The organism is Rhodospirillaceae bacterium (genome assembly GCA_002746255.1).
GTDB lineage: Bacteria > Pseudomonadota > Alphaproteobacteria.
Genome location: NVWO01000008.1, coordinates 71,925 through 86,990, shown reverse-complemented (window position 1 = coordinate 86,990; position 15,066 = coordinate 71,925). Strand labels below are relative to the sequence as shown.

Here is a 15,066-nt window from a genome sequence, read left to right as displayed (position 1 = left end):
TTGATCATTTCCTCGGCAACGTCGAAATCGGCAATCACCCCATCGCGCAGCGGGCGCGTTGCCTCGATGTTTCCAGGCGTACGCCCCAACATCATTTTCGCTTCGTCGCCAACGGCAAGAACTCGCCTGCGGCCTTTCACGGTAGCGATCGCCACGACAGAGGGCTCATTCAACACGATGCCCTGGCCCTGTACATAGACCAACGTATTTGCCGTACCCAGATCGATGGCCATGTCCGCCGATATCATGCCGAGTAGTTTGGAAAACATTTTACCTCACCCTAATTTCTGTCATACGACGAACAATGGCGTTCCCCGCAACATTTCTGTGATGCGTCGCCTAAGCTGTAAGAGCCGCCGGGGCTGTCTTCTCCCGTTTGACGAGCAACTTATTCAACGCATTAATATAGGCGCGCGCGGAAGCTACCAGCGTATCCGTGTTTGCCCCCTGACCGTTCACTGTCTTGCCATTCTCTTCCAGCCGCACCGTGACTTCAGCTTGCGCGTCCGTTCCCCTGGTTACCGCGTGCACCTGATAAAGCTGCAACTGCGCGTCATGGGGAAACAGCTCACGAATGGCGTTAAAGGTCGCATCGACCGGCCCATCCCCGGTTGCCGTCGTCTTGTGCGTCTGCCCATCGATTTCCAGCTCAAGCGCTGCCGTCTGTGGGCCTGTCGAGCCACACACGACTCGCAAACTTACAAATTTGATCCGGTTGTTCACCTGCATCAGCGCATCGTCAACAAGCGCGATAATGTCCTCGTCGTAGATATCCTTCTTCTTGTCGGCGAGGTCTTTAAACCGCCGGAAGGCGTCTTCGATGGCATTGTCGCCAAGCTCGTAACCGAAACCTTTCAGTTTCACTCGAAAAGCGTGACGACCGGAATGCTTGCCCATGACCAGTGTCGACTTGGTCAAGCCGACCGATTCCGGTGTCATGATCTCGTAAGTACCGGCATGTTTCAGCATGCCGTCCTGGTGAATACCGGATTCATGGGCAAACGCATTCGCCCCAACGATGGCCTTGTTCGGCTGAATTGTAAAACCGGTGATCGTCGAGACAAGCCGTGAGGTTTTCGTGATGTTTTCCGTTTTGATTCCCGTCGTATAGCCAAGCACGTCTGCGCGCGTATGAAGCGCCATAACGATCTCTTCCATCGCCGCATTGCCGGCCCGCTCGCCCAGGCCGTTTACCGTACATTCGACCTGGCGTGCACCCATTTGGATTGCCGCGATCGAATTTGCAACGGCCAGGCCAAGGTCATTGTGACAATGCACGGAAAGAACCGCTTTATCGATGTTCGGCACCTGGTTCATGATCGAGGCAATTAAATCCGCGAATTCATCTGGCACCGCATAGCCGACCGTGTCGGGGACATTGATGGTCGTCGCCCCGGCCTTGATCGCACTTTCAATGCAGCGGTAAAGAAAATCCCGTTCGCTCCGCGATCCATCCTCGCAGGACCATTCAACATCGTCCGTAAAATTCCGGGCATGAGAAACGCTGGCGATCACCGCTTCATGAACGGCATCCGGCTCCATTTGCAGCTTGTATTTCATGTGCAGAGGACTGGTCGAAATAAATGTGTGAATGCGTTTTCGCTTCGCGGGCTTCAGCGCCTCCGCGGCCCGCTCGATGTCCTCGCGGCTCGAACGCGCCAGACCACAAATGATCGGTCCGTCGATCGTCCTGGAGATTTGCTGCACCGCCTCGAAATCGCCCTTCGAGGCGACTGGAAACCCCGCTTCAATCACATCGACGCCAAGGTCGGCCAGCGCTTGCGCAATGCGCAGTTTTTCCTCGAGATTCATCGACGCGCCGGGCGATTGTTCGCCGTCGCGCAAGGTCGTATCAAAAATAATAATTCGGTCTTTGTCTGTGTGGCTGTTCATCGGAATGTTCCTTCAGATTCTTCGTGTTGATATCAGGCCTGAAAAAGAAACCCCTGAACGTCCGCCGGCATATGCCGACAACGCCCAGGGCGCCTAAGTCGAAGAATCTTCGCGCCCAAATTCACAACGAATGAGGACGAGGAAAAAATCTGAAAAAAACCAACCCGGAAAGCGGCCATAGCGCGGACCCCGTGCGAAACGACCACCCGAAAGGGTGCCGAAGCAACGCCATTTTTGAAACATGCAAACATGCCTGCCATCTTCCCGTTAACCCTGAAGTTGTTGTTCCAGAGCCATTGCCGAACCAGAGTCGAACCAGAAAATTGCCTTACATCCCTTGCGGTTGGGATGAGCAACCAAGAGGGATTGTCAACAAAATTGGTTAACACTTTCTTTGTACGCCTGAAGAATGTGCGCTTCTGCAAGCCTTTTTGCAACAATCCGGGCAATTTTCTTCTTTTTTTCTGGACCAGGCCATCGGAAAGAGCAGGCTATACGAACCGATCGGTTCAGAACATTGAGGAGAAAAGCCTGAAAAAAACTGGCCCGAAGGGTTTGGTCGCTTGTGTGTGAATGTATAAAACACTTTGAACCGATCGGTTCAGAATGAGGCGCTTACCTGTCGAGGGCCGCCAATGTGATGCGCGCAATATCGTTCAGCGCGGCCCGGTCCGGCCTTGCCTTGCCCTGAACGCGCAGGCCGCTAAGGCTGCTCACCAAATAGCCCGCAAGCACGCCGGAACTGCGGTCCGCACGAATTTCGCCAGCCGCCTGGCCGCGGGCGATGACCTGTTGCAGCGCCGATGCCATGCGTTCAAAGATCGCATTCACCCTCGCCGCTACCTCAGGGTCGTGGGCGGCAAGTTCAATAGCAATATTAACCGCCAGACAGCCATGCCGGCCCTCTTGCGTCAACAGCCCGTCAACGGCCATGCCGAAGAAATCCGCAATCGCCTGGCGTGGCGAAACGTCCCCATCAAGGTGCGCTTTGGTCTGCTCCAGGTTCCTTTCGCCATGGCGGTCCAGAACCGCAAGGAAGAGCGCGCGCTTGCTGCCAAAGGCCTCGTAAAAGCTGCTTTTGCTGATGCCCATCCGCGCGATCAAGTCACGCAGAGACGTCGCCGCATAGCCTTTCTCCCGAAAGGCATGCAGCGCCTGATCCAGCGCTTCGCTTGTGTCGAATTCCCGTGGGCGAACCATCTACGCAACCCGTCCCGATCATCGCGCCCCAACAGAGGACCTTCCAATATCGGTTTCCCAATATGGCACTTTTGGACCGTTCGGTACAGGAATGCGTCCGCCCCGCACGCGACCCGATGGCCGCGCATGGGACGGATAGAAAGGGCTGGTTAGTTCTTTGCCTTGTCGACGAGGCTTTTCTCGGTAATCCAGGGCATCATCGCCCGAAGCTTTTCGCCGACCGCCTCAATGGGATGCTCCGCTGACTGGCGGCGCATGGCCTTGAAATTCGCCTGACTGGCTTTATTTTCCAGCACCCAGTCCCTGGCAAAGCGCCCCGACTGGATGTCGTCGAGCACGCGCTTCATCTCTGCCTTTACCTCGGCGTTCACAATGCGCGGCCCACTGCGGTATTCGCCATATTCCGCCGTGTTCGAAATGGAATAATGCATGTTTGAGATGCCGCCCTCATAGATGAGATCGACGATTAGCTTCACCTCATGAAGGCATTCAAAATACGCCATCTCCGGCGCATAGCCTGCCTCGGTCAGCGTTTCAAAACCCGCCCGGATAAGAGCGGTCAACCCACCGCACAGCACGGCCTGTTCGCCAAAGAGATCGGTTTCGCACTCTTCCCGAAAACTGGTTTCGATAATGCCGGCCCGACCGCCGCCAATTGCAGAACCGTAGGAAAGGGCAACATCAAGGGCATTGCCGGATGCATCCTGCTCTACCGCGACCAGGCAAGGCACGCCACCGCCGCGCTGATATTCCGAACGCACGGTGTGACCAGGCCCCTTCGGCGCAATCATGAAAACGTCCAGATCCGGCCGGGGTTCGATCAGATTGAAATGAATGTTCAAGCCATGGGCAAACGCAAGGGCCGCCCCTTCCGGCATGTTCTCAACAAGCTCGTCATGGTAGACGCTGGCCTGAATTTCGTCCGGCGTGAGAAGCATGAGCACGTCCGCCCATTTTGCCGCTTCGCTAGGCGTGACAACCTCAAGCCCCGCATCCTTCGCCTTTTTAACGCTGCCTGAATCCGGGCGCAACGCGACGCGAACGTTCTTCACACCGCTGTCTTTTAAATTGTTCGCGTGAGCATGCCCCTGACTGCCATAGCCAACAATGGCCACCTTCTTTGACTTGATGAGATTTACATCAGCATCACGATCATAATAAACGCGCATAAAGCATTCCTTCTATAACGGTTTGGACCCTCTTGAGATCGCAACGACGCCGGTACGCGAGACGTCGATAAGTCCCAATGGGAGCATTAAACTGATAAAAGCATTTAGTTTGTCCGTCGAGCCTGTCATTTCGAAAACAAAAGAATGGCTTGTGCTATCGACAACGCGCGCACGAAAAATGTCCGCAATTCGCAAAGATTCGACGCGCTGTTCGCCGCCGCCTGCAACTTTGATAAGGGCAAGCTCCCGTTCAACCGAAGGCCCATCGGTCGTAAGATCGCTCACCTGATGCACAGGCACAAGCCGGTTAAGCTGTGTCTTGATCTGCTCGATTACCATGGGCGTGCCGGACGTAACAATCGTAATCCGGGAAAGCGCCTTCTCCCCATCAATTTCTGCAACGGTGAGGCTTTCAATATTATAGCCGCGACCGGAAAAAAGTCCGACAACGCGAGCAAGCGCCCCCGCCTCGTTATCGACAAGCACGCCGATTGTATGTTTTGCAACTTTATCCACGTTTCCAACCTTGGTCGATCACGCAATCCGCCTCAACAGACGCCCCTCTAAACAAGGGATTTTCCTTCATCCAAAACCCTGCGCGACACGTCTTCCGGCCCAAGCAGCATCTCATTATGGGGGGCACCGGCAGGGATCATCGGAAAACAATTTTCCTCAGGATCCACGCGAACGTCAACGATAACCGGCCCATCAATGGCAAGCATTTCCCGGATAATCGGGTCGACCTCCTCCGGCTTTGTCGCACGCAACCCCGAAGCGCCGAAAGCTTCCGCAAGCTTCACAAAATCCGGCAAGGCCTCCGAATAGCTTTCAGAATAGCGGCCCCCATGCATCAGTTCCTGCCATTGGCGAACCATCCCCATATATTCATTGTTGATAATGAAGACTTTTACCGGCAACTGGTGCTGGGCGATTGTCGACATTTCCTGAATATTCATCAGGATGGAAGCTTCGCCTGCAATATCGATTACCAGCGATTCCGGGTGGGCGATTTGCGCCCCGATCGCCGCCGGCAGGCCATAGCCCATCGTCCCAAGCCCGCCGGACGTCATCCAGTGGCGCGGGGATTCAAACTTGTAGTACTGGGCGGCCCACATTTGATGCTGCCCGACTTCCGTCGAGACATAAGCCTCGCGGTCTTTCGTCAACTCATAAAGCCGTTGAATGGCATATTGCGGCTTGATCCGATCACCGGATTGGGTAAAGCGAAGGCAATCCCTCGCCTGCCATGTGGCAATTTTTTCAAACCACGCCTTCAACGCTTTCCTATCTGGCCGCGCCTGAGACGCCTTCCAGAATTTGATCATGTCTTCCAGAACATGGGCGACATCGCCAATAATCGGAATATCCACCTCAACGTTTTTGTTGATGGAGGACGGATCGATGTCGATGTGAATTTTTTTCGACCCCGGCGAAAATGCATCCAGCCGCCCGGTGACACGATCGTCAAAGCGGGCGCCAATGTTGATCATGACATCGCAATCATGCATCGCCAGATTTGCTTCAAAGGTGCCGTGCATCCCAAGCATTCCCAGGAAACTGGGATGCGATGCCGGGACGCCACCAAGCCCCATCAAGGTGCTGGTACATGGAAAGCCCGTCATTTCAACAAACTGGGTCAGCAACTGACACGCCGCCAGGCCAGAATTAATGACACCGCCACCATAGTAAATAAGCGGACGCTTTGCCGAGCCCATCAGTTCGACCGCCTGGCGTATAGCGTCCACATCCCCCTTCACATTTGGCTTGTAGGTTTTGTGCGCAACATTTGTAGGCCCATGATAGGGGCCGCTGGCCATCAGAACATCTTTCGGCAAATCGACGACGACCGGACCCGGCCGACCCGTATGCGCAATATAGAAAGCCTCGTGCACAATGCGCGCAAGCGTATCCACCTCGCGCGCAAGGTAATTATGCTTCGTGCACGGCCGTGTAATTCCCGTTGTGTCCGCTTCCTGAAAAGCGTCATTGCCGATGAGATGCGTCGCCACCTGGCCCGTCAAGCAGACAAGCGGCACGCTATCCATCAGGGCGTCCGTCAAGCCGGTCACGGCATTCGTCGCGCCCGGCCCGGAGGTGACGAGAACGACGCCCACCTTGCCGGTCGAACGCGCGTAGCCTTCCGCCGCGTGCACCGCCGCCTGTTCGTGACGAACAAGGATGTGCCGCAATTTATTTTGCTGAAACAGCGCGTCGTAAATCGGCAACACGGCGCCGCCCGGATAGCCAAAAATGACCTCGACCCCCTGATCAACAAGGGCCTTAAGGACAATTTCCGCTCCCAGCATCCGATCCTGCATCATTTCCTGCGTCCTTATTCGAGCCGCATCGGCGATCCCGGGTCGCCATCAGCCCAGATGCCATAGGAGAAAAGACCGGAATCCCCCGAATTCCCCCAGCAAACGGCCAAACCTAGTCGGTCAGCCAGCTATGGTCAATCGAAACTGACGAATAAATGAAAAGATTTTTTGCTCTAAACTTTCTGAATATTGCTCATTCACCCAGAAACCATCCGCCATCTGGTTGCGGAACCAGGTGAGCTGACGCTTTGCGTAGCGCCGTGTCGCCTGCTGGGCCAGAGAAATGGCCGCTTCAAGGGAAATTTCCCCACCCAGATGGCGCAGCAATTCAGGCACGCCGACGGCCTTGCAAAGGGGCAGCGCCGGATCAAGCCCCGCCAGGGAAGCCACCTCATCCAGGGCTCCCATTGCGATCATTTGAAGAAAACGCCGGTCGCAGGCCTCATAGAGGGCCGGGCGCGGCGGCGCGAGAAGAATAGGCACAAGCGTAACGGTCACGTCCCCGCTGGCATCCCTCTGCCAGTCCGCCAGCGAGCGCCCGGTCGCCGCAACCACCTCCCAGGCGCGCAGCAGCCGCTGACGATCGCCAGGATGGAGGCGCGCCGCCATTTCAGGGTCACGCTTTTGAAGCATGGCGTGAAAACCTTCGTTACCAAGGGCCTGAAACTGACGCGCCGCATCCGCCCGTATCTCGGGCGGGATCTCTGGCACTGGTGCCAGACCGAAAGCAAGGGCGCGAAGATAAAGCCCGGTGCCGCCAACGAGGATGGGAAGTTTTCCCGCCGCAGTCGCAGCGCGGATCGCGTCCAGCGCCATTTCCCGCCACATCGCTGCGGAAGCAGGCGTCGTCGCTGGCAAAACGCCGTAGAGGCGATGCGGCGCACGGGCAAGTTCCGACTCGTTTGGCCGCGCCGTCAAAATACGAAGTTCGCGGTAAAGCTGCATGCTGTCCGCGTTGATAACAATACCATCGAAGGCTTCGGCAGCAGCAAGGGCAAGCCTGGATTTTCCGCTGGCAGTCGGCCCACAGATAGCGAGAACGCGTTCTGTCATGGCATTCTATCCGCCCTGGTGAAGAAAACCCGCTGCCGGAATTAAGATAGCATGTGCGAGATCAGCCCATCGGCGAGTTTCGGCTCAAACCAGGTGGATTTTGGCGGCATCACCTTGCCAATATCGGCAACGGCCATCAGATCGTCCAGCCGCGTCGGGTACAACGAAAAGGCAACGGCCATCTCGCCGCTATCTACCCGGCGGGAGAGTTCCTGCAATCCGCGAATGCCGCCGACAAAATCGATCCGGTCGTCACGACGAGGATCCTCGATGCCCAGGATAGGCGCAATCAGGTGATCGGCAAGCAGGCTGACATCAAGGCTGGCGACGGGGTCCGCCTCCGGCACAAGCGCTGTCCGAATAACAAGCCGATACCATTTCCCATCAAGATACATGCCGTATTCGCCCGGGCGCGCGGGGGCCACAGCCTTGACGCTTTCCTCGACGGAAAACGCCCCTTGAACACGCGCCAGAAACGCCGACGCTTCAAGGCCGTTCAAATCCCGGACAACCCGATTGTAATCAAACACCTGAAGCGCATCGGAGGGAAAGGCAACGGCAAGAAAATAGTTGTACGGCTCGTCACCGCGATGATCCGGATTGTCGGCGCGTTTCGCTGCCGCAACGCGTGAGGCCGCGGCCGAACGGTGATGGCCGTCGGCAATGTAAAGCGTTGGCATTGCTTCAAAGGCTTCCGTGATCGCCGCAATGTCGGCAGCGTCGCGCACCACCCAAATGCTGTGTGCGATTCCATCATCGGCGACAAGGTTGTCTTCCGGCGTTCCTGCGGACAGGCGCGCAACCAGAGTGGCAACGTCTAAAGACGGACGATGCGCCAGCAGAACCGGCCCCGTCTGGGCGTCCAATGCCTCGATCTGACGCACCCGGTCGTTTTCCTTCTTGGGCCGGGTAAATTCATGGCGGCGAATCCGATCCGCATCATAGGCATCGACGGACGCGGCAAGGGCGATTCCGGTCTGTTCATGGGTGCCCATTCGCAGGCGATAAATATAGTAACAAGGCACCGGATCACGACGGAGAATGTTTTTTGCCAACATGGATTTCAAATTTTCCGCCGCCTTCGCATAGACCTCCGGCGCGGCAACGCTCGTCCCAGGCGGCAGATCGATTTCCGCTTTCGAAACATGAAGGAAGCTCCACGGTCGCCCCTCGGCGCGCCGCCGTGCTTCCTCACTGCTTAGAACGTCATAGGGCGGCGCTAACACGTCAGCTGCATGGCCCGGCGCAGGCCGAAGACCAGAAAAAGGTGTTACAAGCGACATGCCAGACCGTCTCCAGGATTATTTTTCAAGAGCAAAAAAAACTCCCGGTCGCAGATGGCTTTCGCGACCGGGAAATCATAAAACGATCAGCCTTCTTTCGCCATTCGAAGCGTAACGAAAAGCAGTTGCCCACCGCCTCGCGCGATTTGCAGAAGAAAGAATTTCTGACCGGATTTTTCGGCCTTCTCGACCTTCGCGACGATATCCGCCGGCGTGCTCACGCTCTCATGATCCTGCCCAACCAGAACAACAATATCCCCCGGCCGGATTCCCTTCTCCATCGCCTCGCTGTCTTCATCGACGCCGACGATTGCCACACCTTTGACGTCACGCGACAAATTAAACTTGCGGCGCGTCTCGGCGTTGATCGAGGCCAGAGAAAGCCCAAGCACCGTCGCATGTTCTGACGTGCTTTCTTCCTCTAAAGGCACATCCCCTGTCTCGGCAGTTTTGGCTTCTTCCATAAGACCAATTTCGATTTTTACCTTCTTCTTTCTGCCTTTCCGCCAGATTTCGAGGCTGACTTTTTTACCGACGGTCGTTTCGGCAACGGTGCGGGAAAGTTTTCGCGGCTTGCCGATTTCCGTATCACCAAAACGCAGGATGATGTCGCCCGGCTCCAGCTTCGCTTTCTCCGCCGGGCTGCCCTCGACGACGCTTGCCACCATTGCACCGCGCGCGCGCCCCATACCAAGGCTTTCCGCAATTTCCGGGGTGACTTCCTGAATATGAATGCCAAGCCAGCCCCGGCGCGTATGGCCGTATTTCTTCAGCTGCGTAACCACCGGCTGGGCCAAAGAAGAAGGAATAGCGAAGCCGATGCCAATATTGCCACCGGATGGCGAAAGGATGACCGAGTTGATGCCAATAACCTGGCCCTTCATGTTGAACATCGGGCCACCGGAATTGCCGCGATTGATCGACGCGTCCGTTTGAATGAAATCATCGTAAGGCCCGGCCTGAATAACACGGGCGCGCGCCGAAATAATTCCGGTGGTCACCGTCCCACCCAAACCAAAGGGGTTACCGATAGCGATGATCCAGTCGCCAACCTCGGACGCATCCGAATCACCCCAGCGCACGGCGGGAAGTGGCTTCTTCGTCTCGACTTTTAGAAGCGCTAAATCCGTTTTCGGATCACGGCCGACAATTTTTGCTTTCAAATTAACGTCGTTATGCAAGATCACCGTTACTTCATCGGCACCCATAATGACGTGGTTGTTTGTCACGATGTAGCCATCCGGGCTGATGATGAACCCGGACCCCAAAGACGTTGCCTTGCGCGGGCGACGTGGCTGACCCTGCCGCTGCCCCTGGCCCTGCCCCTGGCGAGGCATAAACTCGCGAAAAAATTCCTCAAAGGGAGAGCCAGGAGGAAATTTCGACATTTCCTGTTGCCGGCCTTTGTCACGCTTGATGATCTGAGTCGTCGAAATATTGACGACCATCGGCGTCAGCTCTTTTACGAGTTTCGAAAAGCCGTTTGGCCCCTGCTTGGCGTGGGCAGAAACCGCAACAAAAAAACTGGCCAAAAGTAGAAGCACGACCGCCGGCCAGGCGGCGAATGGCAAAAATTGTTTTTTTGATATTGACGCGGATTGCGCCACCAGTGGACGTTTTGTCTGGGTCATAGGGGTTTCCTGTCTACGTTTACGTCTTCGGTTCACATTTGAAAGAAAAAGATCCCTTCAAATACCCTCCCCGGAAAATTAAACTTAACAAACGACCTTGCAGGCACCCCTAAGAGCCTTCTTTACAAGACCATTCCGCATGGCTTCGGGTTAAGCTTCTAAAGGATTTAGGTTTTGCCTGAAAAAATCAAGGGCAGAACACACACAGCGGATCACGAAAGCGAGAGGCGCGCCAACCTATGGAAGCACCGCATCACTTTCCTGTCGTCTTGCTTCCACCAATATCTTTAAAAAACTTGAAGAAGGCACCATCCGGCGAAAGCACGAGCGTCGTGTTATCACCCTGCATGGATGTACGATAGGCCTGAAGCGAACGATAAAAGGCATAGAAGTCCGGGGCCGTGCCGAAGGCATCCGCATAAATCCGAATTGATTCGGCATCGCCTTCCCCACGCAAAATCTGCGCCTTTTTCTTGGATTCGGCAAGAATAACAACGCGATCGCGGTCGGCACGGGCGCGGATACGCTGAGCAATTTCAGCCCCTTGCGCACGGAATTCTTTTGCTTCGCGGTCGCGCTCGCTTTTCATCCGCGCATAAATTGCCTGGCTGTTTTCCGCCGGCAAATCCGCACGGCGGATCCGCACATCGAACACCTGAACACCTAAATCCTTTGCTTCCTTATCCACCTCGGAACGAATTTTCTTCCGGATATCGGCGCGCTTTTCCGTCAGCACTGCCGCCAATGGCACACTACCGATCACGCGCCGAAGACCGGCGCTCATAAACGAGTTTAGCCGGGCACGCGCACCACGTTCATTGCCAACCGTTTCATAAAACCGAAGCGGATCGACAATCTGCCAACGGGCAAAACTATCGACGACCAGTCGCTTCTGATCAGCGGCGATGACTTCCTCCGCCGAATGCGGAAAATCCAGCAACCGGTTGTCATAATAAATCACATCCTGAACGAAGGGGATTTTGAACTTCAGCCCCGGCTCCGCGATCACGCGCCTCGGATCACCAAACTGCAGGACGATCGCCTGTTGTGTCTGATGCACGATAAAGATCGCATTCAGCCCCACGATGATGGCAACAAGAATGCCGCCCATCACGGCAAGAGTGATTTTACTCATTCCGCCGCCCCCTTCCCGCTATTGCCCTTCATTCGCTTCTGCACCTCGGGAAGCGGAAGATAAGGAACGACGCCCTGGCCTCCGGATGCGCCCGAATCGATGATAACTTTTTCGGCGTTGCTAAAAATCTCTTCCATCGTTTCCAGATAAAGCCGCTGTTCGGTGACTTTTTTCGCCTTCCGATATTCCTCATAAACTGCAAGGAAACGGCTTGCATCCCCTTGTGCGCGGGCAATGATTTCCTGCCGGTAGCCTTCGGCTTCCTGAACTTTTGCTTCTGCCGCGCCGCGCGCCCTTGGAATGATGTCGTTCCGGTACGTCTCCGCCTCGTTGCGTTTTCGCTCAAGATCGGCCCGCGCGCGCTGAACATCGCGGAAGGAGTCGATCACCTCCCCAGGAGGATCGACTTTCTGCAATTGAACCTGCGTAATGTGAATGCCTGATTCATACGAATCCAGAATCCCCTGCAAAAGCGCATGCGCCTCCTGCTCGATCTGCTGGCGTCCTTCAGCAAAGGCACGCGCAATTGGCTTTTGCCCGACGATCTCGCGCATGGCGCTTTCGGCGGCGGCTTTCACCGTTTCAACGGGATTGCGAATGTTGAAGAGAAACTTTCCAGCATCGTTGATAACCCAGAAGACCGTGAAGTTGACGCTGACGATGTTCTCGTCTCCTGTCAGCATCAGGCTTTCTTCAAACACTTCCCGCAATATGCCGGAATTTCTGGAATCGACCGCCGAGCGAAACCCCACTTCAATACGGTTGACGCGCGTAACCTTCGGCGTCATGGCCTGCTCGACCGGATAAGGCAGGTGGTAGTGAAGGCCGGGTGGTTTAGTCGGCAGAATCCATTCGCCAAAGCGGAGGACAACCCCTTGTTCGTCCGGAAGAACCCTATAAAAACCGCTGGCAAGCCAAATACCGATCACGACAAACAGGGCAAGAACAAGGCCCCGGCGGCTGCCGCCCGGGAACATGCTCCGGAACCGGTCCTGACCCTGGCGCAACAAATCCTCAATATCCGGTGGTTGTGGACCACCGGACCCACGCCCCCCCCAAGGACCACCCTGACCGCCATTTCCACCCTGATTAGACCAAGACATGCAAACCTCTCCTTGCCCTCATAAAAGGCGCCACTAAAAGGCACCGCCTTTTCAAGCACTCTCCAGAGCCTTATATGACAGCTTGGGTGGCCACGCAATAACGGCCTCCATAATAATGCCTAACAGCGCAACGCCGCCTCCGCAAAGGGCCCAAGGCGGAAGAAAAGAGAGAAATAAAAGATGGCAATTGCAGATCATCCGGACATTCAAAACGCCCTTCGAGAAATTCTCGATCCGGCAAACGGCTCAAAAAGCAGCAAAGACATCGTCACAAGCGGCCTGGTGACGAACGTCATCAACAAGGACGGCAACGTCGTCATCGTCATGGAAGTCGCGCCGTCCCGGGCACAAAAACTCGAACCGATCCGTAAGGCAGCCGAAAAAGCCGTACAAGCCCTTCCCGGCATCGTTTCAACAACCGTCGTGCTTACCGCCGAAACAGCCCCAGGCGCCGAAGCTTCCCGCCAGCCGCCGGAAGGTGCACCACCGGAGGGCGCACCACCGGAGGGTGCGCGAGCGATCGCGCCGGTGCCTGGCGTGGGCGCATTACTGGCGGTGGCCTCCGGCAAGGGCGGCGTCGGCAAATCAACGACCGCCGTCAATCTGGCGCTTGCCTTCAAGGCGAACGGCCTGCGCGTTGGCCTCCTGGATACGGACGTCTTCGGCCCATCCATTCCGCACATGATGGGCTTGACCGGCAAGCCCCATTCCCCCGATGGCAAGACACTTCTCCCCATCGAAAATCACGGTATCGCCTGCATGTCCATCGGCTTGTTGGTCGAGGCGGGCGAACCCGTCATCTGGCGGGGTCCAATCGTCATGCGCGCGATTGAACAGATCCTTCGCGACGTTCGCTGGGGGACGCTTGACGTTCTCGTCCTTGACCTGCCGCCCGGTACGGGCGACGTCCAGTTGACCCTGGCACAGAACGCGCCGCTGACCGGCGCTGTGATCGTCTCGACGCCGCAAGACCTTGCCCTTCTCGATGCCCGGAAGGGGCTAAATATGTTCAGGAAAGTTCACGTGCCGGTTCTCGGCATCATCGAGAACATGAGCAATTTCACCTGCCCTCACTGCGGCCACCAGACGCCGATTTTCAATCAGGGTGGCGCAAAGGCGGAAGCCCATCGCCTTGACGTGGATTTTCTGGGTGAAATTCCGCTGGCCATTGCCATTCGCCAGCACGCGGACGACGGGAACCCCATCGTCATCGCCGAACCGGACGGCCCGCACGCCAAAGCCTATCGAAAAATTGCCGATCGTATTTGGGAAAAACTGAAAACCCAGCAAGCAGAATCCGGGGATTAAGACGCGGCCTGCTAGCCGTCTGTGCTGTCCTTCAGGGTCGCCATCAGCTCGCGCCATTCGCGGGCGCCCAACCCCGTTTCTTCCTGAGTAACGCTTTCCCCTGCCAACATGCGACGAACGACGCGAAGCGCCGCCGCCGAAAGATGGAGACCACCCGTGCGGTATTGAAGAAAAGCCGAATGCGTCATTGGCACCCAGCGTTTCATCGTATCAAGCATCACTTGCGCATAAACCTGAATTTCATGCTGCGCATGCGGGTCGGCGCGCAACGACAGGAAATGCATCAAATTATGCAAATCGGTCTTCCAATACCACTGGGTGTAAAAATTTAAGGAGAGATTCATCCGCGCAAGCTCGCGCGCCAGTCCCGAACGGTTTGGGTCAAGAATTTTGCCTTCTTCGTCGGTGTTCAGCATTTCCATATAATGCTGATAGGCGCGGTCCGAATCTTCGCGTAACAGTTGCAGAACCCGTTCCGCCTCCTCGCCCTGCAGAACATCCCCACGGCCCTGGCGATTGTCCGAAGACTGCATCCCAAGCTGTTCCGGGGCCGGAATATAGAACTCCCGATCTAAAATAGAATAACGGGCGGAATATTCATTCACGCTGGCCGTACGATGGCGAATCCACTGCCGGGCGACGAAAATCGGCAGTTTTATATGGTATTTGATTTCGCACATTTCGAACGGCGTCGTGTGCCGGTGGCGCATCAAATAATTGATAAGCCCCTGATCTTCGCGGGTTTTCTGCGTTCCCTTGCCATAGGAAACCCGGGCCGCCTGAACGATGGCGCCATCATCCCCCATATAGTCCACAACCCGGACAAAGCCGTGATCGAGCACCGGCATGGCCTGGTAAAGGACCTCTTCAAGCATGGGGACCGTCGCACGACAGGTCGGCTTCTGGTTCGTGCGCAGGGCCTCGATTTCCTGAAGCTGTTCGGGCGTAAGCGGCATCTCATGTTCCACACATT

The 15,066-nt window shown here is 56.1% G+C and carries 14 protein-coding genes; 2 read left to right on the top strand and 12 right to left on the bottom strand.

Features of this window, described 5'->3' with window-relative positions; genetic code table 11:
- Together COA65_06565 and COA65_06560 are read right to left on the bottom strand one after the other, a co-directional pair.
- The coding region (locus COA65_06565) for a rod shape-determining protein (protein PCJ59414.1) at positions 1 to 269 on the bottom strand (269 nt) is incomplete at its 3' end.
- A gap of 70 nt (positions 270 to 339) precedes the next feature.
- Positions 340 to 1,893 (bottom strand): 2-isopropylmalate synthase, encoded by a 1,554-nt coding sequence (locus tag COA65_06560; protein PCJ59413.1) that lies wholly within the window; start codon positions 1,891 to 1,893, stop codon positions 340 to 342.
- A gap of 348 nt (positions 1,894 to 2,241) precedes the next feature.
- Here COA65_06560 and COA65_06555 point away from each other — a divergent pair, with 348 nt between their 5' ends.
- Positions 2,242 to 2,466, top strand: a complete 225-nt coding sequence (locus COA65_06555) for a hypothetical protein (protein ID PCJ59412.1) — start codon at positions 2,242 to 2,244, stop codon at positions 2,464 to 2,466.
- A gap of 42 nt (positions 2,467 to 2,508) precedes the next feature.
- On the opposite strand, the gene COA65_06550 is transcribed toward COA65_06555, so the two are convergent.
- The 9 genes from COA65_06550 to hflK all read right to left on the bottom strand — a co-directional run bounded on the left by COA65_06550 (position 2,509) and on the right by hflK (position 12,785).
- Positions 2,509 to 3,093 (bottom strand): TetR family transcriptional regulator, encoded by a 585-nt coding sequence (locus COA65_06550; protein ID PCJ59411.1) that lies wholly within the window; start codon positions 3,091 to 3,093, stop codon positions 2,509 to 2,511.
- A 149-nt stretch (positions 3,094 to 3,242) separates the two neighbouring features.
- The gene (locus COA65_06545; GenBank protein PCJ59410.1) at positions 3,243 to 4,262 is read right to left on the bottom strand and encodes a ketol-acid reductoisomerase; all 1,020 of its coding nucleotides are present in this window, start codon (positions 4,260 to 4,262) and stop codon (positions 3,243 to 3,245) included.
- A 12-nt stretch (positions 4,263 to 4,274) separates the two neighbouring features.
- A complete protein-coding gene (locus COA65_06540; GenBank protein PCJ59409.1) occupies positions 4,275 to 4,778 on the bottom strand; it encodes an acetolactate synthase small subunit in 504 nt (167 codons plus the stop codon).
- Between the two features lie 47 nt (positions 4,779 to 4,825).
- A complete protein-coding gene (locus COA65_06535; protein PCJ59408.1) occupies positions 4,826 to 6,583 on the bottom strand; it encodes an acetolactate synthase 3 large subunit in 1,758 nt (585 codons plus the stop codon).
- Positions 6,584 to 6,700: 117 nt separating this feature from the next.
- A complete protein-coding gene (locus COA65_06530; protein ID PCJ59407.1) occupies positions 6,701 to 7,633 on the bottom strand; it encodes a tRNA (adenosine(37)-N6)-dimethylallyltransferase MiaA in 933 nt (310 codons plus the stop codon).
- Positions 7,634 to 7,674: 41 nt separating this feature from the next.
- Positions 7,675 to 8,916, bottom strand: coding sequence for a hypothetical protein (locus tag COA65_06525; GenBank protein PCJ59406.1), 1,242 nt, complete (start codon positions 8,914 to 8,916; stop codon positions 7,675 to 7,677).
- Positions 8,917 to 9,002: 86 nt separating this feature from the next.
- The gene (locus COA65_06520) at positions 9,003 to 10,547 is read right to left on the bottom strand and encodes a serine protease (protein ID PCJ59405.1); all 1,545 of its coding nucleotides are present in this window, start codon (positions 10,545 to 10,547) and stop codon (positions 9,003 to 9,005) included.
- A gap of 253 nt (positions 10,548 to 10,800) precedes the next feature.
- Positions 10,801 to 11,682 (bottom strand): HflC protein, encoded by an 882-nt coding sequence (gene hflC, locus COA65_06515; protein PCJ59404.1) that lies wholly within the window; start codon positions 11,680 to 11,682, stop codon positions 10,801 to 10,803.
- Entirely contained in the window at positions 11,679 to 12,785 is a 1,107-nt protein-coding gene (hflK, locus tag COA65_06510) for an FtsH protease activity modulator HflK (GenBank protein ID PCJ59403.1), read from the bottom strand. The genes hflC and hflK overlap by 4 nt, the downstream gene beginning before the upstream one ends.
- A 180-nt stretch (positions 12,786 to 12,965) precedes the next feature.
- On the opposite strand from hflK, the gene COA65_06505 reads away from it, so the two are divergent.
- Positions 12,966 to 14,093 carry a hypothetical protein gene (locus COA65_06505; protein PCJ59402.1) on the top strand — a complete coding sequence of 376 codons (1,128 nt, stop codon included), beginning with the start codon at positions 12,966 to 12,968 and terminating at the stop codon, positions 14,091 to 14,093.
- An 11-nt stretch (positions 14,094 to 14,104) separates the two neighbouring features.
- Here the strand turns inward: COA65_06505 and COA65_06500 are convergent, their stop codons facing one another.
- The gene (locus COA65_06500) at positions 14,105 to 15,049 is read right to left on the bottom strand and encodes a thymidylate synthase (FAD) (protein PCJ59401.1); all 945 of its coding nucleotides are present in this window, start codon (positions 15,047 to 15,049) and stop codon (positions 14,105 to 14,107) included.
- Positions 15,050 to 15,066 lie beyond the last annotated feature (17 nt).

What these genes read in the sequence shown, in the direction of transcription:
- hflC (PCJ59404.1), bottom strand. Translation starts at nt 11,682, where the DNA reads ATGAGTAAAATCACTCTTGCCGTGATGGGCGGCATTCTTGTTGCCATC.
- COA65_06535 (PCJ59408.1), bottom strand. Translation starts at nt 6,583, where the DNA reads ATGATGCAGGATCGGATGCTGGGAGCGGAAATTGTCCTTAAGGCCCTT.
- COA65_06550 (PCJ59411.1), bottom strand. Translation starts at nt 3,093, where the DNA reads ATGGTTCGCCCACGGGAATTCGACACAAGCGAAGCGCTGGATCAGGCG.
- COA65_06530 (PCJ59407.1), bottom strand. Translation starts at nt 7,633, where the DNA reads ATGACAGAACGCGTTCTCGCTATCTGTGGGCCGACTGCCAGCGGAAAA.
- COA65_06560 (PCJ59413.1), bottom strand. Translation starts at nt 1,893, where the DNA reads ATGAACAGCCACACAGACAAAGACCGAATTATTATTTTTGATACGACC.
- COA65_06525 (PCJ59406.1), bottom strand. Translation starts at nt 8,916, where the DNA reads ATGTCGCTTGTAACACCTTTTTCTGGTCTTCGGCCTGCGCCGGGCCAT.
- COA65_06545 (PCJ59410.1), bottom strand. Translation starts at nt 4,262, where the DNA reads ATGCGCGTTTATTATGATCGTGATGCTGATGTAAATCTCATCAAGTCA.
- COA65_06500 (PCJ59401.1), bottom strand. Translation starts at nt 15,049, where the DNA reads ATGCCGCTTACGCCCGAACAGCTTCAGGAAATCGAGGCCCTGCGCACG.
- hflK (PCJ59403.1), bottom strand. Translation starts at nt 12,785, where the DNA reads ATGTCTTGGTCTAATCAGGGTGGAAATGGCGGTCAGGGTGGTCCTTGG.
- COA65_06505 (PCJ59402.1), top strand. Translation starts at nt 12,966, where the DNA reads ATGGCAATTGCAGATCATCCGGACATTCAAAACGCCCTTCGAGAAATT.
- COA65_06520 (PCJ59405.1), bottom strand. Translation starts at nt 10,547, where the DNA reads ATGACCCAGACAAAACGTCCACTGGTGGCGCAATCCGCGTCAATATCA.
- COA65_06555 (PCJ59412.1), top strand. Translation starts at nt 2,242, where the DNA reads ATGAGCAACCAAGAGGGATTGTCAACAAAATTGGTTAACACTTTCTTT.